27 protein-coding genes are annotated in these 23,819 nt (G+C 46.5%); 11 read left to right on the top strand and 16 right to left on the bottom strand.

The window, feature by feature from the left end:
- Positions 1-79 precede the first annotated feature (79 nt).
- Positions 80-2,539, top strand: coding sequence for a transglycosylase domain-containing protein (locus KNO99_RS06285; protein WP_214746424.1), 2,460 nt, complete (start codon positions 80-82; stop codon positions 2,537-2,539).
- A gap of 43 nt (positions 2,540-2,582) precedes the next feature.
- Here the strand turns inward: KNO99_RS06285 and acsA are convergent, their stop codons facing one another.
- Positions 2,583-4,289 (bottom strand): acetate--CoA ligase, encoded by a 1,707-nt coding sequence (gene acsA, locus KNO99_RS06280; protein WP_214746421.1) that lies wholly within the window; start codon positions 4,287-4,289, stop codon positions 2,583-2,585.
- A gap of 155 nt (positions 4,290-4,444) precedes the next feature.
- Between acsA and KNO99_RS06275 the strand changes: the two genes are divergently transcribed.
- The 3 genes from KNO99_RS06275 to KNO99_RS06265 are packed head-to-tail and all read left to right on the top strand — an operon-like array spanning position 4,445 to position 6,884.
- Positions 4,445-5,074 carry a GNAT family N-acetyltransferase gene (locus tag KNO99_RS06275; protein ID WP_214693289.1) on the top strand — a complete coding sequence of 210 codons (630 nt, stop codon included), beginning with the start codon at positions 4,445-4,447 and terminating at the stop codon, positions 5,072-5,074.
- An 11-nt stretch (positions 5,075-5,085) separates the two neighbouring features.
- A complete protein-coding gene (locus tag KNO99_RS06270; RefSeq protein WP_214746420.1) occupies positions 5,086-5,718 on the top strand; it encodes an acetoin utilization AcuB family protein in 633 nt (210 codons plus the stop codon).
- Complete coding sequence (locus KNO99_RS06265) at positions 5,715-6,884, top strand: acetoin utilization protein AcuC (protein WP_214746418.1); 1,170 nt, start codon at positions 5,715-5,717, stop codon at positions 6,882-6,884. Before KNO99_RS06270 ends, KNO99_RS06265 begins: the two co-directional genes overlap by 4 nt.
- Before the next feature lie 51 nt (positions 6,885-6,935).
- Here KNO99_RS06265 and ccpA read toward each other — a convergent pair whose 3' ends face one another.
- The 4 genes from ccpA to KNO99_RS06245 all read right to left on the bottom strand — a co-directional run bounded on the left by ccpA (position 6,936) and on the right by KNO99_RS06245 (position 10,388).
- Positions 6,936-7,949 carry a catabolite control protein A gene (gene ccpA / locus KNO99_RS06260; protein ID WP_214746416.1) on the bottom strand — a complete coding sequence of 338 codons (1,014 nt, stop codon included), beginning with the start codon at positions 7,947-7,949 and terminating at the stop codon, positions 6,936-6,938.
- A 127-nt stretch (positions 7,950-8,076) separates the two neighbouring features.
- The gene (locus KNO99_RS06255) at positions 8,077-9,168 is read right to left on the bottom strand and encodes a bifunctional 3-deoxy-7-phosphoheptulonate synthase/chorismate mutase (protein WP_214741397.1); all 1,092 of its coding nucleotides are present in this window, start codon (positions 9,166-9,168) and stop codon (positions 8,077-8,079) included.
- Between the two features lie 133 nt (positions 9,169-9,301).
- Positions 9,302-9,850, bottom strand: a complete 549-nt coding sequence (locus tag KNO99_RS06250) for a YtxH domain-containing protein (protein WP_214746413.1) — start codon at positions 9,848-9,850, stop codon at positions 9,302-9,304.
- A 25-nt stretch (positions 9,851-9,875) separates the two neighbouring features.
- Positions 9,876-10,388 (bottom strand): DUF948 domain-containing protein, encoded by a 513-nt coding sequence (locus KNO99_RS06245; protein WP_214746410.1) that lies wholly within the window; start codon positions 10,386-10,388, stop codon positions 9,876-9,878.
- A gap of 169 nt (positions 10,389-10,557) precedes the next feature.
- Here KNO99_RS06245 and KNO99_RS06240 point away from each other — a divergent pair, with 169 nt between their 5' ends.
- On the top strand, positions 10,558-11,670 hold the full coding sequence (locus KNO99_RS06240; RefSeq protein ID WP_214746407.1) for an aminopeptidase: 1,113 nt from the start codon (positions 10,558-10,560) through the stop codon (positions 11,668-11,670).
- A 41-nt stretch (positions 11,671-11,711) separates the two neighbouring features.
- Here the strand turns inward: KNO99_RS06240 and KNO99_RS06235 are convergent, their stop codons facing one another.
- The 6 genes from KNO99_RS06235 to KNO99_RS06210 form a co-directional block, all read right to left on the bottom strand.
- Positions 11,712-12,164 carry a Dps family protein gene (locus tag KNO99_RS06235; protein ID WP_214693309.1) on the bottom strand — a complete coding sequence of 151 codons (453 nt, stop codon included), beginning with the start codon at positions 12,162-12,164 and terminating at the stop codon, positions 11,712-11,714.
- A 97-nt stretch (positions 12,165-12,261) separates the two neighbouring features.
- On the bottom strand, positions 12,262-13,569 hold the full coding sequence (murC, locus tag KNO99_RS06230) for a UDP-N-acetylmuramate--L-alanine ligase (protein WP_214746404.1): 1,308 nt from the start codon (positions 13,567-13,569) through the stop codon (positions 12,262-12,264).
- Positions 13,570-13,654: 85 nt separating this feature from the next.
- Positions 13,655-14,359, bottom strand: a complete 705-nt coding sequence (locus tag KNO99_RS06225; RefSeq protein ID WP_214746402.1) for a hypothetical protein — start codon at positions 14,357-14,359, stop codon at positions 13,655-13,657.
- Positions 14,360-14,413: 54 nt separating this feature from the next.
- Positions 14,414-15,028, bottom strand: a complete 615-nt coding sequence (gene ytpR / locus KNO99_RS06220) for a YtpR family tRNA-binding protein (protein ID WP_214746508.1) — start codon at positions 15,026-15,028, stop codon at positions 14,414-14,416.
- 54 nt (positions 15,029-15,082) lie between these two features.
- Positions 15,083-15,877, bottom strand: coding sequence for a DUF1444 family protein (locus KNO99_RS06215; RefSeq protein ID WP_214746399.1), 795 nt, complete (start codon positions 15,875-15,877; stop codon positions 15,083-15,085).
- 6 nt (positions 15,878-15,883) lie between these two features.
- The gene (locus KNO99_RS06210; RefSeq protein ID WP_074033461.1) at positions 15,884-16,195 is read right to left on the bottom strand and encodes a thioredoxin family protein; all 312 of its coding nucleotides are present in this window, start codon (positions 16,193-16,195) and stop codon (positions 15,884-15,886) included.
- A 116-nt stretch (positions 16,196-16,311) separates the two neighbouring features.
- Between KNO99_RS06210 and KNO99_RS06205 the strand changes: the two genes are divergently transcribed.
- On the top strand, positions 16,312-16,644 hold the full coding sequence (locus KNO99_RS06205) for a hypothetical protein (protein WP_214746395.1): 333 nt from the start codon (positions 16,312-16,314) through the stop codon (positions 16,642-16,644).
- Positions 16,645-16,681: 37 nt separating this feature from the next.
- Here KNO99_RS06205 and KNO99_RS06200 read toward each other — a convergent pair whose 3' ends face one another.
- Positions 16,682-17,698 carry a PTS sugar transporter subunit IIC gene (locus tag KNO99_RS06200; RefSeq protein WP_214746392.1) on the bottom strand — a complete coding sequence of 339 codons (1,017 nt, stop codon included), beginning with the start codon at positions 17,696-17,698 and terminating at the stop codon, positions 16,682-16,684.
- 152 nt (positions 17,699-17,850) lie between these two features.
- Positions 17,851-18,924 (bottom strand): M42 family metallopeptidase, encoded by a 1,074-nt coding sequence (locus KNO99_RS06195; protein ID WP_214746390.1) that lies wholly within the window; start codon positions 18,922-18,924, stop codon positions 17,851-17,853.
- A gap of 138 nt (positions 18,925-19,062) precedes the next feature.
- On the opposite strand from KNO99_RS06195, the gene KNO99_RS06190 reads away from it, so the two are divergent.
- From KNO99_RS06190 to dhaM, 4 genes are all read left to right on the top strand, one after another.
- Positions 19,063-19,365: a PepSY domain-containing protein gene (locus tag KNO99_RS06190; protein WP_012726763.1), complete on the top strand. Its 303-nt coding sequence runs from the start codon at positions 19,063-19,065 to the stop codon at positions 19,363-19,365.
- A 102-nt stretch (positions 19,366-19,467) separates the two neighbouring features.
- Complete coding sequence (dhaK, locus tag KNO99_RS06185; RefSeq protein WP_214746387.1) at positions 19,468-20,445, top strand: dihydroxyacetone kinase subunit DhaK; 978 nt, start codon at positions 19,468-19,470, stop codon at positions 20,443-20,445.
- 19 nt (positions 20,446-20,464) lie between these two features.
- Positions 20,465-21,055 (top strand): dihydroxyacetone kinase subunit DhaL, encoded by a 591-nt coding sequence (gene dhaL / locus KNO99_RS06180; RefSeq protein WP_214746384.1) that lies wholly within the window; start codon positions 20,465-20,467, stop codon positions 21,053-21,055.
- 10 nt (positions 21,056-21,065) lie between these two features.
- Positions 21,066-21,416, top strand: a complete 351-nt coding sequence (gene dhaM / locus KNO99_RS06175) for a dihydroxyacetone kinase phosphoryl donor subunit DhaM (protein WP_256441180.1) — start codon at positions 21,066-21,068, stop codon at positions 21,414-21,416.
- 39 nt (positions 21,417-21,455) lie between these two features.
- Here the strand turns inward: dhaM and KNO99_RS06170 are convergent, their stop codons facing one another.
- Together KNO99_RS06170 and trmB are read right to left on the bottom strand one after the other, a co-directional pair.
- Positions 21,456-21,965: a hypothetical protein gene (locus tag KNO99_RS06170; RefSeq protein WP_251126055.1), complete on the bottom strand. Its 510-nt coding sequence runs from the start codon at positions 21,963-21,965 to the stop codon at positions 21,456-21,458.
- A 105-nt stretch (positions 21,966-22,070) separates the two neighbouring features.
- Positions 22,071-22,718: a tRNA (guanosine(46)-N7)-methyltransferase TrmB gene (gene trmB, locus KNO99_RS06165; protein ID WP_214746381.1), complete on the bottom strand. Its 648-nt coding sequence runs from the start codon at positions 22,716-22,718 to the stop codon at positions 22,071-22,073.
- Between the two features lie 138 nt (positions 22,719-22,856).
- Here trmB and KNO99_RS15535 point away from each other — a divergent pair, with 138 nt between their 5' ends.
- The gene (locus tag KNO99_RS15535; protein WP_012726769.1) at positions 22,857-22,967 is read left to right on the top strand and encodes a hypothetical protein; all 111 of its coding nucleotides are present in this window, start codon (positions 22,857-22,859) and stop codon (positions 22,965-22,967) included.
- A 36-nt stretch (positions 22,968-23,003) separates the two neighbouring features.
- Here the strand turns inward: KNO99_RS15535 and KNO99_RS06160 are convergent, their stop codons facing one another.
- Entirely contained in the window at positions 23,004-23,798 is a 795-nt protein-coding gene (locus KNO99_RS06160; RefSeq protein WP_214746379.1) for a phosphotransferase family protein, read from the bottom strand.
- Between the last annotated feature and the right edge of the window lie 21 nt (positions 23,799-23,819).

Here is a 23,819-nt window from a genome sequence, read left to right as displayed (position 1 = left end):
GTAAGGTGTAGGTTGAATTGTGCTATAATCGAATATATTACTGTCTAAAATAGTTTTACACCATATTAAGGAGGCTGTCATGCTGCAGAAGATTCGAGACTTATGGAATAATCCGACGTCCATGAAAGCACGTCGCTATGCCAATGTGATCTATGATGTGTCTTGGAACGTCTTACTCCTCACCATCATTTCTGTTGTACTAATCGGATTTTTAGGTGCCGGAATCGGTGTCGGATATTTCGCATCCCTTGTCAAAGATATGCCGACCCCTGCCTATAAGACGATGACGTCACAAATCAATACGTACACGTCGACGTCAAATATTTATTTCGGGAGCGGAGAACGTATCGGGAACTACACGACCGATGAAGTACGCATTCCAATCCCCGTAGAAAAAGTATCACCCTATGTGGTCGATGCGCTTCTTGCGACAGAGGATGTCGAGTTTTATGAACATGATGGTGTCGTGCCAAAAGCGACGCTTCGTGCCATCTTACAAGAAGCGACAGGGTCAGAGGATCGCACAGGTGGTTCGACCTTGACGCAACAATTGATTAAAAACCAAATGCTGACGAATGAAGTATCGTTCGAACGGAAAGCAAAAGAAATCCTACTTGCCCTTCGTCTTGAAAAAGCAATGGATAAGGATGAGATTTTAAATGCCTACCTAAACGTCGTCTCATTCGGTCGTAACTCGATGGGACGTAACATTTCAGGAATCGAAGCCGCTGCAAACGGCGTCTTCAACACATCTGCTGAGAAATTGACGCTTCCACAAGCAGCATTTTTAGCAGGTATTCCGAAAAACCCATTCTTCTATACACCTTACTATCAAGGTGGGGTCATTAAAGAAGATGTGTCAGGTGCGGTCAACCGAATGAAGACCGTCTTGAACCGGATGTATGTCGCTGGGAAGATTACACAAGAAGAGTATGACGCAGCGTATAACTATGACATTACGCAAGACTTCATGAAGACGCAGTCGAAACCACGGGATAAGTATCCGTACGTTATTGATGAAGCCGAGCTTCAAACACGACAAATCGTCACAGACTATTTGATTAAACAAGATGGAATCAATGTGAACGACCTTGAACCAAAAGAACTGAAAGAAATTAAATCTAGCTACGCAAAACGTGCTCACAACATGTTACGGCAGGGCGGGTTTAATATTCAACTGACACTTGATAAAAAAATTCATGAAGCGATGCAACAACCTGCCAAAAATGCAGGGAACTTCGGACCAAATCAGTACGTTAAGGAAAATGACAAAACATATCCTGAACAAACGTCTTCCATCATGATTGAGAACAAAACCGGAAAAGTTCTTGGATTTGTGGGTGGTCGTTATGTAAATGGTAAGCCGGATGATTTGAACAGAGCATTTTACGCAAACCGACAAATCGCTTCCACTGCAAAACCAATTCTAGTCTATGCTAGCGCAATCGAAGCTGGAATGATTACACCTGCTACACAAATTATAGATGAAGAATACTTCTATAAGTTTGATTACAGTAATCGAAAAGACCCTGTTAATAACGAAGGTAAGACATATCGTGGTCCAGTTACTGTGCGCGATGCGCTTAAACTTTCTTTAAACGTTCCTGCCGTTAAAATTTACGAAGAACGTAATCAAATGATGGCTGATACTCAACATCTTGTCGATATGGGAATTGAAGTATCAGATGTTAACCGCAATGCCTCATCGATGGCACTTGGGGTAGGCGAAGTCACACCAGTTAAGTTAGCCTCTGCGTATGCGATGTTAGCTAACTACGGAGAACATGTTGACCCATATCTCGTCGAACGCATTGACTATCAAGGTGAAACGATTTATGAGGCAAATCCAAAGAAAACACGGATATACTCTGATCGCACATCATACCTTGTCGTTGATATGCTTCGTGATGTCTTCACATCTGGTACTGCCACTTATGCAAACTCATTGTTCAACGTGCCTGGCGACTGGATTGGGAAAACAGGTACAAACAACGATCGAAAAGATTCATATTTGATTGGTTCAAATCCTGAAGTGACTCTAGCAGTATGGTCTGGCTACGACACACAATTGGCAACCATGCAAAATGGTAATGGGTATGGTCAATACTATCAACGGACGCAACGGATTTGGTCAGAAACGATGAATCTCGCGTATGCAGCCAATGCTGATGCTTTCAATGTCAATGCCCGCTTCAAACAACCTTCTAGCGTAACTGCGAAAGACTTCAAAGACTCTGGTTCATTCTCTGAGAAGAAGAAAGTAGAAGAGAAAGAAAAAGAAGAGGAAGAGAAGAAGAAGGAAGAAGAGAAGAAACGAGAGGCGGAGGAAGCGAAAGAAGAGGCTGAAGAGAAGAAACAAGAAGCCGCTGCCGATGCTGCCGCTAAGAAAAAAGCTGAAGAAGAAGCTAGAGCAAAAGCTGAAGCCGAGGCCGAGGCAAAGAAAAAAGCCGAGGAAGAAGCGAAGAAGAAAGCTGAAGAAGAGGCTCAACAAGAAGCCGATCAACCAGCTGAAGAGAACACCGATTCAGACGGTGCATAAACAAACGGTCGACACATCGCGTGTCGACCGTTTTTTGTATATCTTAATCTTCCATCGTCGAGAGGTCACCTGTCTCAAGATTCAACTCCCAAGCTTTTAAGACGCGACGCATGATCTTACCGCTTCGCGTTTTCGGCAACTTGTCTTTGAATTCGATTTCACGTGGTGCCGCATGCGCAGCTAATCCTTCTTTGACGAATTGCTGGATTTCTTGTTTTAATTCATCCGATGGTTCGTAACCTTTTCGAAGCGCAATGAATGCTTTGATGATTTCACCTCGGATTGGGTCCGGTTTCCCGATGACACCCGCCTCAGCGACAGCCGGGTGCTCTACGAGTCGGCTTTCGACTTCAAACGGACCGACGCGTTCTCCAGCCGTCATAATGACGTCATCCACACGTCCTTGGAACCAGAAGTATCCGTCTTCATCCATGTAAGCCGAGTCGCCCGATACGTACCAATCTCCCCAGAAATAGCTCTCATACTTCGCGTCGTTCTTCCAAATCTTCCGCATCATTGATGGCCAAGGCGTCTTGAGTGCCAAGTTCCCCATTCGGTGTGGCGGAAGTGGTTGACCGCGGTCATCCAAAATGGCAGCTTCGCACCCTGGAATCGGTTTCCCCATTGAACCAGGTTTGATGTCCATCGTCGGATAGTTACAAATCATCATCGCGCCGGTTTCTGTCATCCACCACGTATCGTGGATGCGGAGGTCGAACGCCTCGTGCCCCCAACGAATGACTTCAGGATTCAACGGCTCACCGACCGATAAAATGTGTCGTAGTGACGACAAGTCATACTTTTCAAACGCCTCATCGCCCGCGCCCATGAGCATCCGGAACGCCGTCGGTGCACTATACCAGACCGTCACACCGAATCGTTCGATGACCGAATACCAGAACTCAGGGTTGAATCGTCCCCCGACGATGACGTTCGTCGCCCCGTTCAAGAACGGCGCAAAAATCCCGTAGCTTGTCCCGGTTACCCAGCCCGGGTCAGCGGTGCACCAGTAAATATCGTCCGGCTGAAGGTCAAGCACCCATTTACCGGTCATCATATGTTGAATCATGGCATTATGAACATGAAGGACTCCTTTTGGCTTCCCTGTTGATCCAGATGTATAGTGTAAAATCAGACCGTCTTCTCGATCGACCCATGTTAATCCAAGTTCTGTCGTCGCCCCGTTCGCCAATTTCCGATAGTCGAGCACTTTCTCCGACTCTTCGACATCGTCACCGACGAGCAGAATCGTCTCGAGGTGTGGCAACTGGTCGACCGGTACACGCGGCAACAATTCTTTCGTCGTCACGATCACTTTTGCTTCAGAGTCGAGCAATCGATCGTGTACCGCCTGTTCCATGAACGCCTCAAACAACGGTCCTACGATGGCACCGAGTTTGATGGCACCGAGTAAAATAAAATAAAGTTCTGGTTGACGTGGCATAAAGATAAAGACACGGTCGCCTTTCTCCACACCAATCGACTTCAGAACATTTCCAGAACGATTACTTTCTTGCTTCATATCCGCATACGTGTAGCGCTCTTCCCGATCCCCATCGAAATAGAGCAATGCCACTTTCGTCGCCAATTCACTTTCCGCATGACGATCGATTGCTTCGTATGCCAAATTGACCTTCCCCGTTAAGTTCCAAGAAAATAAAGCTTCTGCTTGTGTCCATTCAAACGACTGACAAGCCTCTTCATACGACGCTAATTGATGTTCCCCTGTTAACGCTTTCAATTTTTCCATCGCTAAAGATTCGCCTCCCCTGTACAGATTGGTATAACCACTTTCAGTATAGTGTTAAAATTATGACAAATCAATGAATTTCCAATTTCATCAAAACAGGATGATTCCTACTTGATGAAAGCGCTATAATAAGAGGTGGAAAAGGTGGTGACCCAATGGAAAAACAATATCATTCAAAAGTGTGGCAGACCTCACAAGGTGACGTCACGATTGACGGTCCGGTTGCGCCCGACGTGTTGCAGACGTATCGTCTTGATGAAGGATTGACGGCTTTTCGTGAACCAGAAGATCAGCACGAGGCTCTTGTCGATATTGCTGGGTTGAAAGAAGGAAGAATTATTGTCGCTAGACAGGATGATCTCGTGATCGGTTACGTGACATTCCTCTATCCTGACCCGTATGAGCGTTGGAGTGAAGGAAACGACCCATACATCCTTGAACTTGGGGCAATCGAGGTGAGTCCTCGCTTCCGTGGTCAACGCATTGGGAAACAATTACTTGAAGTATCGATGATGGACCCACATATGGATGACTTTTTGATTTTAACGACTGAATATTATTGGCACTGGGATTTGAAAGGTAGCGGACTCTCGATTTGGGATTATCGAAAAGTTATGGAGAAGATGATGAATCACGGTGGACTTGTCTTCTTCCCGACAGACGATCCTGAAATCGCCTCTCACCCTGCCAACTGTTTGATGGCTCGCATCGGCAAAAACGTGCGCCAAGAATCAATTGACCATTTTGATTCGCTACGGCTTCGCCGGCGATTCATGTACGACTAAGGAGGGATTTCATGCTAATCGAACAGATGATGAATCGACATGTCGTGACGATTCAACCGACCAATACGATTGCTCATGCCGCCAAATTGATGCGCGAGCATCGTGTCCGACATTTGATTGTGACTAATCCGGCCCGCCAAGTCGTCGGGATTGTCGGACAATTCGAGATGAGTGGTGCAACGAGCGTCTTTCATCCCGAAAGTGAAAATGCAGACTTTCAAAACCCTGTATCGAGCATCATGCGATCCGAGGTACCGACAGCGCATCCATTCGACTTCTTTGAAGACGCCGCAGCTTTGTTTTACGAAAACCGGCTAACTTGCCTCCCGATCGTCGAGCGAGGGAAGCTCGTCGGTGTATTAACAGAGACCGATTTATTACGTTATTTCGTACAATTGACCGGCGCACTCGAACCGAGTTCACAAATTGAGATCCTCGTCGAAAATACGACCGGTACACTCGAAAAAGTGACCCGACTCCTCGCCAAAACGAACGTCAATATCATCAACGTCTTCGTTCATCCGACAAGTGATCCGTATAAACGCATCATCTCGTTCCGTGTCCAGACGATGAACCCGCTCCGAATCATCGAACGGTTGAAACGTGAAGGCTATGATGTCCTCGGTCCGGAGATGTCGCGATGAGACCGATTTACATATTTGGCGAAGACGAGACGTCTTATCGCTTTCATGAGGATCATCCATTCAATCCGCTACGGCTGGAATTGACGACGTCACTTTTGATTGCAGCCGGAAAACTTTCCAAATCGGAATGTGTGTCTCCTCCACTCGCCTCGGTTGAAGAGTTAGCGCTCGTTCACGACCTCGATTATATCGAAGCCGTCCAAACTGCGGCTGCGGGAGAACTTTCTACGCTGAAAGCGAATAAGTTTGGGCTTGGTACGGAAGACACACCTATCTTTCCGACGATTCATGAGGGAGCCGCTCGGCTTGTCGGCGGGACGATTCATGCGCTCGATTTGGTCGCGAGCGGGAAAGCGGAGCGCGCCTTTCATGTCGGCGGCGGTTTACATCATGGCATGCGACGTAAAGCATCCGGATTTTGCGTCTATAACGATGCAGCTGTCGCCATCGCACATGTCAGGAAACAATACGGATCGCGCGTCCTTTATGTCGATACCGATGCGCATCATGGAGACGGCGTTCAATGGCTCTTCTATGACGATGATGACGTGATGACACTATCGATTCATGAGACGGGACGTTATTTGTTCCCAGGTACCGGAATGGTGACAGAACGAGGAAACGGTAAAGGATACGGCTACAGTTGGAACGTACCGGTCGATGCGTTCACTCAAGATGATTCTTTTTTGACGTGCTATGAGACTGTCTTGCGCGAAGCGTGCGAATGGTTTAAACCCGATATCATCTTGACCCAAAACGGTGCAGACGCCCATGCCTTCGATCCGCTCACCCATCTGGCATCAACAATCCGGACGTTTGAACAAATTCCTCAGATTGCCTCACGTCTGGCAGATGAATATACAGATGGCCGTCTCGTCGCCCTTGGTGGCGGCGGGTATGACTGGTATCGTGCCGTGCCACGTGCTTGGGCTCAAGTATGGGCTGGATTAACGAGAGAGGCACCCTATTCTGGGGATATCCCGCAAGAGTGGATTGAGAAGTGGTCCGGTATCGCTGGTCAACCGTTGCCTACTCGGTGGGACGACTCACTTTATTCGTTTGACCATATCCCGCGACGTCAACAAATCGAAGAAAAGAATTGGGAAGTCACGAAACGAGCCTTTTGGCCGTTTATCTCAAATGACCGAAAATCAATTTATGTATAAAAATTAGCCTCCCCTTCCCTCACATGATGTGACGGATGGGGAGGCTTTTCGTTAGTCTTGGCGAAGCGAATCACGACGCTCAATCCGGTGAGGAAGCACGACGTTTTTCTCTTCGATTTCTTCTGCGTTCAAGATCTTTGTCAAGAGACGCATCGCGACGGCTCCGATATCGTACATCGGTTGAACGACAGTCGTCAACTTCGGACGAATCATCGTCGCGAGACGCGTGTTATCGTGACCGACGACTTCAAAGTCGTTCGGAACCGAGAAGCCTGCATCTTGAATGGCATGAATGACACCGAGGGCCATCTCATCAGTCCCAGCAAAGATTGCTTTCGGGCAATCGTCTCGCTGCAACATTTTTTGCATCGCTTCAAGACCTGATGCGTATGTGTAATTCCCGAGAATCATATCGTTGTCGTGGAACGGAAGACCTGCATCTTCGAGAGCACGACGGTATCCCGCGAATTTCTTCTCGCCATTGATCTGTTGCTCGAGTGGTCCAGTGATGAATCCAACACGGTCATGTCCGTGGTTGATCAACATCTGAGTCGCATCATATGCCGCTTGCTCATAATCGATGTTGACGGCCGGGAGGTCATATCCTTGGTTCAACGTCGCTGCGAGAACGATTGGAACCGGTGATTTTTTGAACTCTTCGACGAGATCTTCATGTAAGCGTCCACCCATGAAGATGATGCCGTCCACTTGTTTCCCTAATAGCGTATTCAATAAATGAACTTCCTTGTCACGACTTGAATCCGAGTTTCCAAGGATGATGTTGTATTTGTACATCGTCGCCACATCTTCAATGCCTCGTGCCAAATCAGCGAAGAAAATATTTGAGATGTCCGGTACGATGACACCGACCGTCGTCGTTTTCTTACTTGCTAGTCCACGCGCGACGGCGTTCGGACGATACCCAAGACGGTCAATCGCATCTTGTACTTTCTTGCGTGTCGTCGGTTTGACGTTCGGGTTTCCGTTGACAACACGAGAGACGGTTGCCATGGACACCCCGGCTTCTCGTGCGACATCGTAAATCGTTACGTTGTTACTATTCATAAACTACTCCTCCTACAAGTCCTGATTTTCAAAAAGTTTTCATAAAACGTCTTAAAAAAGGAAGACAGGTATCTGTCATCCATTTACCCTGTCTTCATGCGATATAAAACGTTTCCATTTGGAAAGCTTACTTTTTCACCAAATCAAGTTGGGGAAACTGGACCGTCAGTCCTTCCACAAATTGATCGAATTGATCGAAATCCAATTGTTGTTGCGCATCCGATAATGCAATGGCAGGATTCGGGTGTACTTCGACCATGACACCGTCTGCCCCGATAGCAAGTGCCGCTTTCGCAGCCGGCAACAACAAGTCACGACGACCTGTCGAATGGGTGACGTCTACCATAACCGGTAAATGCGTCTCTTGTTTCAAAATCGGCACTGCCGTGATGTCTAACGTATTGCGTGTCGCACGCTCATACGTCCGAATCCCTCGCTCGCATAAGATGACTTGGCTGTTCCCACTCGCCATAATGTACTCTGCCGCATAAATGAACTCTTCGATTGTAGCGGATAATCCACGCTTCAACAAGACCGGTTTGTCTGTCTTACCGACTTCTTTCAACAAATCAAAGTTTTGCATATTCCGGGCACCAACTTGAATGATATCGACATATGGCAAGGCCGACTCGACTGCACCTGGTGTCATAATCTCCGTGATGACACGTAAATCATGACGATCTGCCGCAGCCTTCAGCATTTTCAACCCTTCAAAACCTAAGCCTTGGAAGTCATACGGCGATGTACGTGGTTTGTATGCCCCGCCTCGCATCACTTTCACTCCAGACAACGCGAGCTTCTCTGCGACGGCGTTCACTTGTTCGAACGATTCGACGGCACATGGCCCCGCAATCAGCTGCGGACGTCCATTCCCAATCGTCACGTCCTTCACATGGACCAACGTATCTTCCGGTTGACGTTTACGCGAAACGAGTAACGTCTTATCCCGGTCTTCGCCTTGTAGTTCAGCAGACGCTTTGAATACTTCTTTAAAAATATGTTGAAGACGTGACGTTTCGAACGGTCCTTGATTCGAAGCTGCGATGAAATCGAGCATCTCTCGTTCCCGGACCGGGTCGTATCGTTCGACGCCTTGAAGACGTTTGATTTTTCCAATTTCGACGGCAAGTGCACCACGCCGACTTAGCAAGTCGAGCATTTCATGGTTCAATTCATCCATTTCTCGACGTAATCGATTCAATTGATCTTGTGGACTCATTCGTTTCCCTCACATTCTTAAGCCGTTCTTTCCAGAAACCTAATTATATCGAACTTTGTGCGCTTTGTCATAAGGAAACCTTCTACGTCACAAAATCACCAAAAAAGGACCGAACGCATTCGGCCCTTTTACATCATTCTTCTTTTTTAAGGTCTTTCTTCAAATCATTGAGTTCTTCTTTCGACTCATCATCGAGCATCTCATTGACAGGTGCTTCGAGTGAATCGTCTGACTCAGATTCAAGCGATGAGTCCGTCGTTTCTTCTTCAGCCGCGCGGTCCATCTGTTCTTTCACTTCAGATTCCGCTTCTGCGACAAGTTGATCCGCTTTCTCCATCGCCTCTTCGATTGAGAGATCATCCTCGTCCATCTGTTGTTTTAACTCGGCCGCTTCACGCGCCTTATCTTTCACGATATTGAGGACCGGTGCCGCTTTATCGCTCGCCACTTTAATCCACTCACCGACGACTGGCTCTGCCTTCTCACGCATTTCCTTTGATTTGACAGTCAATCGTTCACGCGATGTAGATGTCTTTTCGTCTAGGTATGTTCTTACTTCCCGTCCGCTTTTCGGTGATGTCAATAGTGCGACAGCCGCTCCGACGATCCCTCCGAGAATGACACCCGTCAAAAATCCACTACTTGATTGATTCTGTTCTGTTGGTTGTTTTTGGTCTGTCATGTGTGAGTTCCTCCCCGATGTATCGTTATTTGATTGTATCGTCCGTGTTAATCATGTCGGGCGATACAGGTGCTTCCTCTTTCTTTTCGCGTCGTGTACGACGACGTGGACGTTCTTTCGTAGTAGATGATTCTGGTTTGTTTTTCTTGAACAATTCTACCGCGACCGATCCCCATCGAACCGCTTGAGCAATCTGTTCTTTGTTTTCATCCGCTGCCGAGTGGACAGAAGTTGAGACGGTACGGACCGATTCAGTTACCTCGTTCAGTGATGTACCTAATTCATCGAGTGCATGGGCAACAGGTGCGAGCAACTCTGTTTTTTCTTCCACGTTGTCGATGAGACGGTTCGTCTTATGTAAGAGCGCCGTCACTTCCATTGTGATTCCGTCGAGCTGGCGTTCTAAGTTTTCTGTCGTATTGGCGACGCTACCGAGTGTACGGTTTACATTCGATAAGACACGTGCCAAGAAGATGACGAGTACGACAAACGCGAGGGCTGCAATCAGGCCAGCGATGCCTCCTAATGTGATCTCCATTCAATCCATTCCTCCTATTCAATCGTTTCTTGTTTCATTATAGCACCATTATGACTGAAAAGATTTGCTACAACCGTTTTCGCCATTCGGTCTGATTATTCCTTTACCCGTTTTTATGTTTTCGATTACACTAAAATAGAAATTCATAAAAATAATTAGGGGTGGTCGTGTGAGAGATCCAAGAATTACACAATTAGCAGACGGTTTAATCAATTATTCCGTCAAGTTACAACCGGGGGAAAAAGTACTGATTGAGAATTTTGGCGTAGAGGAATCGCTCGTCGAGGCACTCGTCGAAAAAGCATATGAGGCCGGCGGACACCCATTCGTCTTGTTGAAAGAGAGCCGCATCTTACGCAAATTGTATACGGGAGCAAGTCGTGAGCAACTCGAACTCATGGCTGACATCGAACGGAAACAGATGCAGGCAATGGATGCGTACATTGGCTTACGTGCCGGTGATAACATCAACGAACTTTCTGACGTGCCGAGTGAGCAACAAAAACTCGTCGGTGCCACACTCGGTAAAATGCACACGGAAGACCGTGTCAAAGGGACGAAATGGGTCGTACTTCGTTACCCTTCTCCATCGATGGCACAATTGGCAGGTAAATCAACAGAAGCGTTCGAAGACTTCTACTTCAATGTATGTACACTCGACTACGGCAAAATGGACCGTGCCATGGACGGATTGGTCGAATTGATGAACAAGACAGACCGTGTCACATTGAAAGGACCAGGAACGGACCTCTCGTTCTCTATTAAAGATATTCCGGCAATCAAGTGCTCTGGTCAAATGAACATTCCAGACGGTGAAGTGTTTACGGCACCGGTAAAAGATTCGGTCAATGGCGTGATCACGTACAACACGCCATCTCCATACCAAGGATTCACGTTCGAGAATGTAAAGTTGACGTTCAAAGACGGCAAAATCGTGGATGCGACGGCCAATGATACAGAACGAATCAATGAAGTGTTCAACACAGATGAAGGAGCTCGTTATGTCGGTGAGTTCGCAATCGGTGTGAACCCGTACATTCAACATCCGATGAAAGATATCCTCTTCGATGAGAAAATTGACGGCAGCTTCCACTTCACGCCAGGTCAAGCGTATGACGATGCCTATAATGGCAATAATTCGTCAGTTCACTGGGACCTCGTTAACATCCAACGCCCGGATTATGGCGGTGGTGAGATTTGGTTCGATGATGTCCTCATTCGTAAAGACGGACGTTTCGTCATCGATGCGTTGCTTCCACTCAATCCGGAAAACTTGAAATAATATAAAATGGTGCGCCTTCGTCAGGCGCACCATTTTTGTGGTTACAATTTTGTTTTTTTACCGAGTGCGGCAGACATCATCCAAATCTCTTTTTCGAGTCGCTCGATATGAGAGACGAACGTATCTTCAATCGCTTCATCCCCGTCTTCAAAGTTTTCCATCGCATCTTGCATCTCTTGGCGAATTTGTTTGAAGTCGTTGATGATATCTTTAATCATCTGATCCGTTTCCGCATGACGATCACCTTCTGTCAGCGTCGAGTGTTCCAAATACTCTTTCATCGTCGCAAACGGTTCACCGTCATTCATAAGAAGTCTTTCCGCTACGTCATCGTAGAGTTCCGCCACTAAGTTATAGAGCTCTTCGAGTTTCTCATGATACGTAAAGAAGTGAGGACCGCTAATGTACCAATGATAATTATGCAGTTTCACAAACAGTAACCCATAGTTTGCGACTTCCTTGTTTAACGTATTGAGTGCACCTTGACTAGCCATTCCAAACATCTCCTTTGTCATATTCATCGATAGTACTATTACCGAGATTTTGGTTGGCTAAACATAAAAAAGGAGAGACATTCGTCCCTCCCCCGTCTTATGCTTCAAGTTTTACGATTTCTTCATATTCACGTTGATACGTTTGGATGTCACCTGCACCCATGAACAAAAGTACTGCCTTGTCATGATTGCGTAAGACGCTCGTACCACCACGTTTCAAAATATGCGCACCGTCGATGCGTGATTGAAGGTCCTCGATTGTGACAGTCCCTTCTTGTTCACGGGCTGAACCGAAGATATCACAAAGATAGACCGTATCTGCTTCAGCCAATGCTGTTGCAAAGTCATCCATGAATGATTTAAGACGTGTGTACGTATGTGGTTGGAAAATCGCAACGACTTCCCGCTCTCCATACTTCTTCCGAGCCGCTTCGACCGTTGCACTGATCTCACGTGGGTGGTGTGCGTAATCGTCAACGAGTACTTGATTGTTAAGCGTTGATTCACTAAAACGACGCTTCACCCCGTTGAATGATGCAAGACGCTCTTTCACCAACTCTTTTGGTAAGTTCTCGTAATCACAGGTAGCGATGACAGCTAGAGCGTTCAACACGCTATGGTCGCCGTATCCAGGAATGCGGAACGTTCCGTAAAAGTCGTCACGTAAAAAGACATCGAACGTCGTTCCGTTTTCGGTCGACGTAACGTTTTCCGCACGGAAATCGTTATGCGTCCCAAACCCGTAATAGACGAGTGGTACGTTCGCTTGAATGTGCTGAAGATTCTCATCATCGCCACAGGCAATGATTCCTTTCTTCACTTGCTTCGCCATCTCCTGGAATGCATCGATGACATCGTCTAAACCAGAGAAATAATCCGAATGGTCAAAGTCGATATTCGTCATGATGGCATAGTCCGGACGGTAATATAAGAAGTGACGCTTATATTCGCAAGCCTCGAAGACAAAGTTCTTTGAATCGGCAACACCTTCACCTGTTCCATCACCAATCAAGAATGATGTCGGTTCGATTCCACGCATGACGTGTGCAAGCAAACCTGTAGTCGATGTTTTACCGTGTGACCCTGTGATGGCGACACTTGTGTAATGATTCGCGAGCTCACCTAAAAACTCGTAGTACTTATAAATCGTCAATCCGAGCTCACGCGCGCGTACGATTTCTGGATGATCGTCACTGAACGCGTTTCCTTGTACGACGATTTGATCTTCAGAAATATTTTCAGGGTCGAATGGCAAAATTTCAATCCCTTTTCGTTTTAATGCTTCTTCTGTAAAAAATGCTTTTTCAACGTCCGATCCACGGACCTCATTATTCATATCAAATAAAATTTGAGCTAAAGGACTCATGCCCGTTCCTTTAATTCCGACGAAGTGATAACGGTTCATCTGTAAATAGCCCCCCTAATTCATTGCGGCTCGTCAAAATGCGACAAACCTTTGTCATTATAGCAAAACTCACTGAGTCGTGCTATTACAGATTATTGTTTTTTTGTGCAAGTCGTCGGCTACGGTACATCGCCATGCGATCTTTTGGCGTCATCATCACATTTACAGGCGGTTGGTCGGCTTTAAACGAAACTTGAACAGCCGGTGTCAATTCGGTGTCAGCCGGTAATTCTTCTTGTTCAGATGGTGTTTGTAATTTTTCTGCAATCTGCTCAATCGACTCTCCGATTTGTTCCACAGAACCGTCGAAGTCTAAACTTTCATCTGGCGCTGCATGTTGATGAACTTCCACGACCTCTTCTTTTTTCGAACGGGATAAATCCGTTGATTGCATAAAGACGGACGAAAAACCGTTATCTAAAATCGAAACCTGACCGAGAATCGATTTTTCTTCTTCGGTCGTTTCCCCGGAAATGTCTTCAACATGTTCTGCGTCTATTTCAGGACTAATGCTAACGATCTCTTCATCTTGAAGCGACTCTTCAGACGGAACCACTTCAGACGCTGTGCTCATTTCGAACGGTTCTCTCGTTTCAGGAGAATGCTCGACCGGCAGAACAATCTTCGGTTTTGGACGGGCATATCCGTAAATCGGTGAAGGAACATCAGTCGGAATGAATTCATCGGTGATATCTACCTTCGGAGGTGGTGAGACCGGCTGTCCTTCTTTCGACAGCTCTCGTTTGATTCGATCTGCTTGTTGTTTCAATGAACGTTCATATGCATCCATACTTGATTCCTCGCTTTTTCACTCAATCCATATTTAACAAAAAATCGGTCGAGTTTAGCGACCGATTTCAAATGCTGTACCTACTTCATATTCGTTATCTAATACTAAAATCCCTTTTTCTTGCGGGGCATTTGGAAGATTTAATTCACGCGCCGAGCAAATCATGCCATGCGAGCTCTCTCCACGAAGTGCCGATGGTCGAATAATCAAACCGGTCGGCATGACCGCTCCTGGTTTGGCTACGACTACCTTTTGACCAGTCGCGACGTTTGGTGCGCCACATACGATTTGAACAGTGCCTTGGTCGATTTGAACTTGGCAAACGGATAACTTATCCGCATCCGGATGTTTTTCCGCACTTTCCACATAACCAACGACAAACTTCGGTGTCACATCTACCCATAAGAAGTCTTCGTCAATTCCATTTTCCTTCAAGACAGCTTGTACCTGTTCAACCAATTCCGTCGTCAAATCAACTGGACCGTTCCAACCTGTGACGTCAAAGTGCTCACTTGCTTGAAACAAATTATATCCGTTGACGGCTCCGTCTTCAGATTTGACGATGGCAACGTCACCTGTTCGTTCTACAGATTGATGGTGACGTTCTCCCTCTTTCAATAACACCATGAGTACATCGCCGATTCCTTCTCGGTTATAAAACACATTCATTTGCATACGTTCCTACGTCCCTTCTTTCAAACTCATCTCACTTATTTTATCAGATTATGTGTTCGATGGCGGGGTCTTTTTTCCGACAATAAAAATCGGTTCAAGTTGCCCTGCCTCATAATGAAAGGCGAGTGCAGTTACTGGGACACGACCATTCGTAAAGAAGTCAAACATCAATTGCTGCATCGCATCATACCCTTGGTCGTTTCGGATATCGGCGATAATCATCACATCTTGATGTGGTACACCGACAAGCATATCCCCTTCAACTCGGCGCTCCATCATTCGAAGAAAATCATCGTTTAAAATGCGCGATGCCTCGTAGCCGTCTCGCGTCGATAAAAAGTAGAACGGGTTGCCTGCAACTTCATCTTGTTTCATCTCGGTCGGGAGTTTTTTGACATTTTCCCGGGCAATGCGTTCAATCGTTTCAAGCGTCAAATCACCGGATACATGCTTCTCCTCGATTAAACGATAGCCGTTCCCGCGATCGAGCGCGTAAAAGATGGCGGTCTCCGCCGTATGCGGACTGAAAATAAGTGGTTCTCCACTTTTCGTCGTCTTTGCGAACGAGTTCGAACGAATGACCGGATAGATGGCATCCAATTTTCCGGCGAGTGAGATCTGATCATCTGCCTTCATTGCCGACTCGATGTATTCGATGACTTCATCGACTGCCACTTTGCCCCGCGTTTTCGCTTTCGCGACGATTGGTGCGAGTCGAATATTCACACCAAAGCGATCAGTTTTCCGTTCGACGCGCAACACCTCATTCTCGCGGTCATAAGATGTGCGATAGTCCTCTTTGAAATTCGCTTCTAAATAGCGTCTTAACTCATTCCGTTCCATAAAGGGTCACCCTAATCCATTCAAGAATGCTTCGACCTGTTCCGGCGTCTTCCGTTCGCGACCGACATAGCGATCGATTTCCTTACCATTTTCAAATGCGACAAAGCTTGGAATCCCAAAAATATCGAGCTCTTGCGCGAGTTCCATAAACTCGTCACGGTCAACGTAATAAAACGTCCAGTCTTCAAATTTCTGTTCGATTTCAGGCATGAACGGGTCGAGGAAACGGCAATCTCCACACCATGTTGCCGAGAACATGAAAATACTTTTTGATTCTTTTGCTTCTGTATATTCTGCCATTGTTGATAATTGTTTCATGATTAACCACTCCTGTTCGTTTTTTCCTCACTTATAATAGCATAAGTCCTGTCACACATTCTGCTCTGCTGTTTGTTATAATCAAAGCCGAAACTAGTTGAAACAGGTGAAACTATATGAAATTGACACGAGAAAAATTGAATCCTGAAATGAAACATCCGCTCGAACAGATGGTCGGCGTCTTTGGGATGCTCGCCATTTTGCGATATGGATATTTATTTATTGATACCGATAAAACGAGACTCGAGATCTTGATTTGGCTAGTTGTGGGCTTTGCCATCATTTATGTCCTCGAAAAGTGGCTCAAGCAACTCGCCCGTCATTTACCGATTGTACGAAAACGATATTTGATCCCAATCTATGTAATCGTCCTTCTACTGTTCCTCATCAGCTTCCGTGTCCCTCGCGAGACGGTTGATTCTGTCAAAGTCTTATTCGGTATCGGATGACACGAAAAGGCGCCGTTTGCTTCAAACGGCGCTTCTTTTAATAGTCAATTTTCATATCGTTTGGCTGAATACGTCCAGTCCTTCTCAATACAGCGTATACCGCATAACTTAACAAAGCAGGTCCGATGACTAGGAAGCCGAGGACAATGATAAACGTGTACCAACTGAAGCCCATCGTTTCTAGCATGACAATCGGACCGACGAGTCCACTTGTCCCCATCCCTGCCCCAGCTGCCACACTTTCTAGTTCAAACAATAGAATCGCGATTGGTGCGAGGACAGCCCCAGCTAATGTAGGGGGTAAAAGAATCCAAGGATTTTTCACGATATTCCCGACTTGAAGCATCGACGTTCCGATTCCTTGCGCAATCGCTCCGCCGACTCCGTTATCGCGATAACTCGTAATCGCGAACCCAATCATTTGAGCAGCACATCCGACCGTCGCGGCACCAGCGGCAATACCGTTCAACCCGAGCATCAAAGCGATGGCCGCACTCGAAATTGGCGCAGTCAATGCCAACCCCATGAGTGTCGCTACGACGACTCCCATGAACAATGGTTGTTGCTCAGTCCCCCACTCAATCCAACTACCGAGCTGTGTCATGAACATCCCTACATATTTCCCGATATATGTCGCTGTGAAGAAACCGACTGCGATTGTCGTAAATGGCGTCACCAAAATATCAAGCTTCGTTGATTTCGATACAAGTTTTGATACCTCAACGGCTAAAAGTGTGGCAACGTAACTACCGGCCGGTCCAAACTCATATCCGAACGTCCCGACAACGAGTGCAGAAAATAAAATAAGAGGTGGCGCCTCAAGGGCATAAGCAATCGCGATCCCGATCGCTGGACCCGTCAGACTCATCGCCACGTCCCCAATTTGAACGAGCGTAGCGCTTATTCCAGCAAATGCGGTCCCTTCAAGCTGACCACCAATCGTCTTCATAATCAAACCGATGATCAACGTACTGAACAACCCTAGTGCCATATAACTAAGTGCCGTCACAAAATAAACAGACGGGCTAAGTGAGATTCCTTTTTTCTTGAACATATGAGATCCTCCTTACAATCATACAGGTGTATTGACATGAGTAAACAACATGTATAAACACCTCTATCAGTATAAGGTGTTTTCTTGAAATAGCAAGAACATCTATACAAAAAAACCGTCCACTCAACATCATGAGTGAACGGCATGTACGTTTAGCGAGACGGACGGAGTGTTTCAAGCGTCGAACGGTCAAGTCGTTTGACCAACGCTTTCAGTAATGCTTTCGCCGCATCGTAGTCGTCTGTATGAAGAATCGAAGCATGTGTATGGATGTAGCGTGATGCGACACCGATAACAGCTGTCGGTACACCTTCTCCACTCATATGCACGCGTCCAGCATCCGTACCGCCTGGCGAGACGAAATACTGCGTCTTAATATTTTCATCAGAAGCCGTGTCGAGCAAGAAGTCACGCATTTCAGGCGACATGACCATGACCCGGTCTAAAATTCGAATCAAGGCACCCTCACCGAGTTGTCCAAACTCCGTCTTACTTCCAGATGCATCGTTCGCCGGTGAAGCATCAAGTACGAGTGCCACGTCTGGCTGAATCAACTCAGATGCCGTCTGCGCTCCACGTAGCCCAACTTCTTCTTGTACGGTAGCACCCGAGAATAAGATGTTCGGGTGGTCTGCTTTTGTCGTCTCTTCTAACAATTCGACAGCAAGACCGACACCGTAACGGTTATCCCATGCTTTCGCCATAATTTTTTTCGGGTGATGAAGTGGCGTAAAAGCGCTCGATGGTACTGCAGGAACACCAGGACGTACTCCCCATGATTCTGCTTCTTCTTTTGAATCGGCACCGATATCGATGAACATTTGTTTGATGTCCATCGGTTTACTCATCGCATCTGGTCCGAGTAAGTGAGGCGGTGTCGAAGCGACGACACCTGGGATTTTCCCGTTCGAAGTGATGATGTCAAAACGTTGTGCCATGAGCACTTGGCTCCACCATCCGCCGAGCGGTTGTATGTATAACATGCCATTCTCCGTGATGCGTGTCACCATGAAGGCAACCTCATCCATGTGACCGGCTACCATTACTTTAGGTCCCGTTTCGTCCCCGACACGTTTCCCAAAAATTGATCCGATGCCATCTGTGACGATTTCATCTGAGTGTGGTTCAATTCGTTCACGTACGAACTGACGAACTTCTGACTCGAACCCCGGAGCACCTGGTAGTTCTGTTAACGTCTTAAATAAATCTCTCGTCTTTTGATCCATCTTTTATCATCCCTTCCTAACCGTTCTTGTCTCATTATATACAAAAGTTTTGATAGGATGCGAATGCTTTTCATTCCATTCGGGTACAGGTTTTGGTACGATGTACATGATAGCCATAGTTCAAGGGGAGGTAGTCATATGAAAAAAAGGTATTGGTTTATTGGAATCGGGGTTGCCGTCATTGCCGCACTTATGACGAAAAAGGCTTTAGATGAACGTAGCTTATCTGCAGAAAACGCGTTGGAATACACAAAACGTGCTTTCTCAGCGAAAGGTCATGTCCAAGGGGCATGGATCTCTGCATCACCTGAGATTTATACGTATGACGGTCGTGAATACGATGTCTACAAAGGTGGAATCTCGGTTCTAGAGAATGACGAAGAAAAAACGTATGAGTTCACAGTCGACTCTGAGACTGGCGCTTTACTCGAATATGCATGACACGAAACCGACGAATGATTCGTCGGTTTTTTTGTTTAGTTGCAGCGAAAGAGTGGAAAATTGAAATTGGTAGTTTTCAATTAAAAAAAGGAGTGATCTCGCGTGAAAAAGCTAATCGGTGAGGCAAGTGAACTCGTATCGCAAATGGTAGAAGGAATGGTCCATGCCCATCCTGAACTGTACGGTCGTGTCGAAGGATTCAATGTCATCCGTCGGGCGAACGGTGCAAAATCCGGTAAGGTCGGGCTCGTCTCGGGTGGTGGTAGCGGACATGAACCTGCACACGCCGGTTATGTCGGAGACGGCATGCTCGATGCGGCAGTTTGCGGGGAAGTTTTTACATCCCCTACTCCGGACATGGTGCTTGAAGGAATCAAAGCAGCTGACGGTGGCAACGGTGTCTTGTTGATCGTCAAAAATTATTCGGGGGATGTCATGAACTTCGAACTCGCCGCCGAATTGGCTGAAGGAGACGGGATTAAAGTCGACCATGTTGTCGTCGCTGATGACGTCGCGATTTCAAACAAGGAAGACCGTCGTGGTGTTGCTGGTACCGTCTTCGTTCATAAAATCGCAGGTGCCGCTGCAGCAAGCGGTAAATCACTCGAGGAAGTTAAATCGATTGCAGAAAAAGTCGCATCACACGTCCGCTCAATGGGGATGGCGGTAGAACCTTGCTACATGCCAGTGAGTGGCAAGCCTGGTTTCGACTTGAACGAGGAAGAAATGGAAATCGGGATCGGGATTCACGGGGAGCGCGGTGTCGAACGTAAACCAACGAGCGATGTCGACCAAATCGTCGATGACCTTCTCAGCCATTTGAAAAAAGAAGTTGAGCCTGGCGAAGTCGCCGTTATGGTAAATGGAATGGGCGGGACTCCATTGTCCGAACTATATGTGACGTATCATTTCGTCGCGCAAAAACTCGAAGCTGCTGGATATACGCTGAAACGTAAATATGTCGGTAACTACATGACGTCACTCGAGATGCACGGATTCTCGATTACCCTTTTACCGCTTGATGATGAGATGACCACTTATCTAGATGCTCCATCGGAAGCACTTGGATTTAAACTTTGATGAATGAGGTGTTTGTTTTATGTTGACGATTGATCGGATGAAGCAAGCGTTACGCGACACACAAGTCGGAATTGAAGACCAGAAAGACACACTGACAGATTTAGACCGTGCCATCGGGGACGGAGATCACGGGATCAACATGTCCCGTGGTTTCGACGCGGTCTCTTCCATTTTAGACGAGGAGTATGACTCTCTCGGTGCGCTCAGTAAAAAAGTAGGCATGACCTTGATGTCGAAAGTAGGCGGTGCGGCTGGTCCATTATATGGTTCTGCTTTCGTCAAGATGGCGACCAAGTTCGGGGATGCGACCGAAGCTGACTTTGACCTTCTCAAAGAAGCACTCCAAGAAGGTTCAAATTCGATTAAAGCGCGAGGAAAGTCAGAAGTCGGTCAGAAAACGATGGTCGACGTTTGGGATCCGTTCCTTGAACATGTGAAACAAGGGGACGACTACAAACAACAGTTAGACGAACTTGTGCAAAAAACGGAAGATATGGTGGCGACGAAAGGTCGAGCTTCCTACTTCGGTGAAAATTCGCGTGGAACGGTCGATCCGGGTGCTCTCTCCAGTTCGATTCTGTTAGCCGCGATTATGAAGGAGGTCGATTGACATCGTTGAATTGATTATCGTCTCGCACAGTGCAAAAATTGCGGAAGGGATCCAAGATCTCATGAAAGAGATGGCGCCATCCGTCCCCATCCATCTAGCCGGCGGTCTTGAAGACGGTTCGATTGGAACAGACGTCACCCGCATCTTGGAGGCACTCGACCAAGTCGAAGGGGAAGCGCTTCTTCTCAGCGATATCGGTTCGGCGACGATGAACGCCGAACTTGCCATCGACATGTATGAAGGAAGTAAAGAGGTCGCATTTTTCGACGGTCCGATTGTCGAAAGTGCATTCATCGCTTCAGTTTCCTCAGGAAACGACATGTCTCTCACAGATATCGTCGAACAGCTGAAGCAACAATGAAAAAGCACCCCGTTCAGAAGAACGGGGTGCTTTTATGTCTTAACGTGGGTTGTCATTCTTTTCATATACGGCATTCATATATGAGCTTGTTGAATAGAAACGTGGTACGACCAAGAACAAAATGAGTGCTGGAATCGCAATCAATAGAAGCAATACCAATACCGGCAACCAGTAGACAATTTCATGACCGAGCATATCGATGTTCGCATCTGCGAATTCGGCTGCTCCTTCAACTTCTACGAGGTCTGCTGATGAAAGGATTTTGTTGTCTGTCGCATCAAAGTAATGGTACTCGGTTTTACGTGTGATGAAGATCCCATCACGAATCGTATCGAGTTCTACGACAGCCGCGATCACTTCGTTGCCATTTGAATGGCGAAGCGTCTCTTCTTTGATGATTTCAGCTGTTCCTTCTTTATAATCGTAATGCGTCGCTTTCAAATCCTCTTCGAGTGCGTCCAAGAACGCTTCGTTCGCTGAGGTATTCATTGGTGCGATTGTTAGAATGAAGATTACTGCAAGCAGGCTTGCCCATGCTTTTTTCAACATCCCCATGTTCCCCCTTCTCTTATTCCAGTTTAGCGTCATTCCTATTGTACCAAGAAGAAAGAAAAAAGTGTGAAGAAAATACTATTAAAATAAGAAAAAAGCGTGTCAATTTTTCGGACGGAATACAGCTTCCATTCGATAAATCGGCTGACCGAGCGCACTGAAGCGCTCTTCATACTCTGTTCGAATATTATCTTCCGGTTCATTTACATGCAAATCAAGTGAAATTTCTGTGAAGAACATCCCATATTGACTCATGCTTTGAAGAGAATATTCAAAGAGTCCGCGGTTGTCCGTCTTGAAATGAATCTCCCCTGCTTTCGGAAGAATTGCTTCATATGTCGCTAAAAATGTCTTGTACGTCAAGCGACGTTTCGCATGGCGTGTTTTCGGCCAAGGGTCCGAGAAGTTTAAGTATACGCGGTCGACTTCTCCAGCTTCAAAATATTCGACGAGTCGCTTCGCATCAACCGTCAGTACTCTTACGTTCGGCATCGGTGTCTCGACGAGCTTTTGAACGATTGAGACAGCTACGCTTTCAAATAGTTCGATTGCGATAAAGTTCACGTACGGATGTTGTTTTGCCATCCCTAAAATGAATTGTCCTTTCCCTGAACCGACTTCGATAAAGAGCGGGTGGTCATTGCCGAACTCGGCGTCCCACTTCCCTTTTAATTGTTCAGGATGTTGAATAAATACGTGTTCTTGAGCTTCCATATATTCTTTTGCCCAAGGCTTATGTCGTAAACGCATGAAAATCCTACCTTTCGTTCATCAAATGTTCAAGTTTAATGGGAATATGCACGTTACGTACGAGCAGTCCTCTTGCGATTATACACGAAATCATAGTTTAATGAACGTGAATCATCCTTCACAAGGAGGTTAGATACGATGAGTACATTAGATCAATTCTTAATTTTTTATGCGGCTCCACTTACGTTTTTCGCAGGCGTCATCGCAACGTTCGTTTGGGCTTACTTCATGAATCCAGACGACATCTAAACACATTCAAAAAGGGGTGGCACTCAGCCATCCCTTTTAATTGATTCGTTCATACGCCTCATCGATCAATTCGCGCAGTACATGAAAACCTTCTGTTCGTGCTGCATCGTTTCGTTCCCCATAAATCGTTAAAATCGTTTGGGCAATCGCATACCAATGCATTCGATTATGAAGCTCACTCGAAACCTCGACCCCATAATGCGTGAACCAACGCTCCCATTCCGTCTCTTCGACATAGCTATAGACTACCATCGCCAAATCAAAGGCACGGTCCGCGATGATCGCATCGTCCCAATCCGTCAAATAGAGAAGACCGTTTTCATCTTCAATCCAATTGTTGTGATTTAAATCAGAGTGACATACGACGAACTCTTGCTCGTCGACTTTCGGCAAATGGTGTTTTAACCATTGAATCGCCTCTCCAATCGTTGGATCTGTCTCATCTTGTTCATATGCTTCACACTGACGAAGCAACAAGTGCGGCGTCACCGGTGTGTGATTTAATTGTTGTAACATGAACAATAGCTCTTTCGAATCATGAATCTTTCCGAGTTGTGCCGCGACATCTGGTCGCTTCATATCTTCTGGTGAAAGTTCGCGGCTCTCAATGAATTGCTGGGCACTTAATACGTCCCCGTTAAACATCCGCTTTGTCCAAAGAAGTTTCGGAACAATTCCTTCCGCTGAAAGAATCGCCAAGAATGGAGAAGAGTTCCGTTTCACAAAAATCTTCTGTTGGCGCGTCGTCGCTACATACGCTTCGCCCGTAATACCTCCGGCAGAAGCGACTGTCCACTCTTTACCGAGCGCACCGACTATATCTGAATACATATTCATCACGCTCAAATCTTA

The organism is Exiguobacterium sp. s189 (assembly GCF_018617615.1).
Lineage (GTDB): Bacteria > Bacillota > Bacilli > Exiguobacteriales > Exiguobacteriaceae > Exiguobacterium > Exiguobacterium aestuarii_A.
The sequence above is the reverse complement of the archived record's forward strand: the minus strand, read 5'-3'. Positions and strand labels throughout refer to the sequence as shown.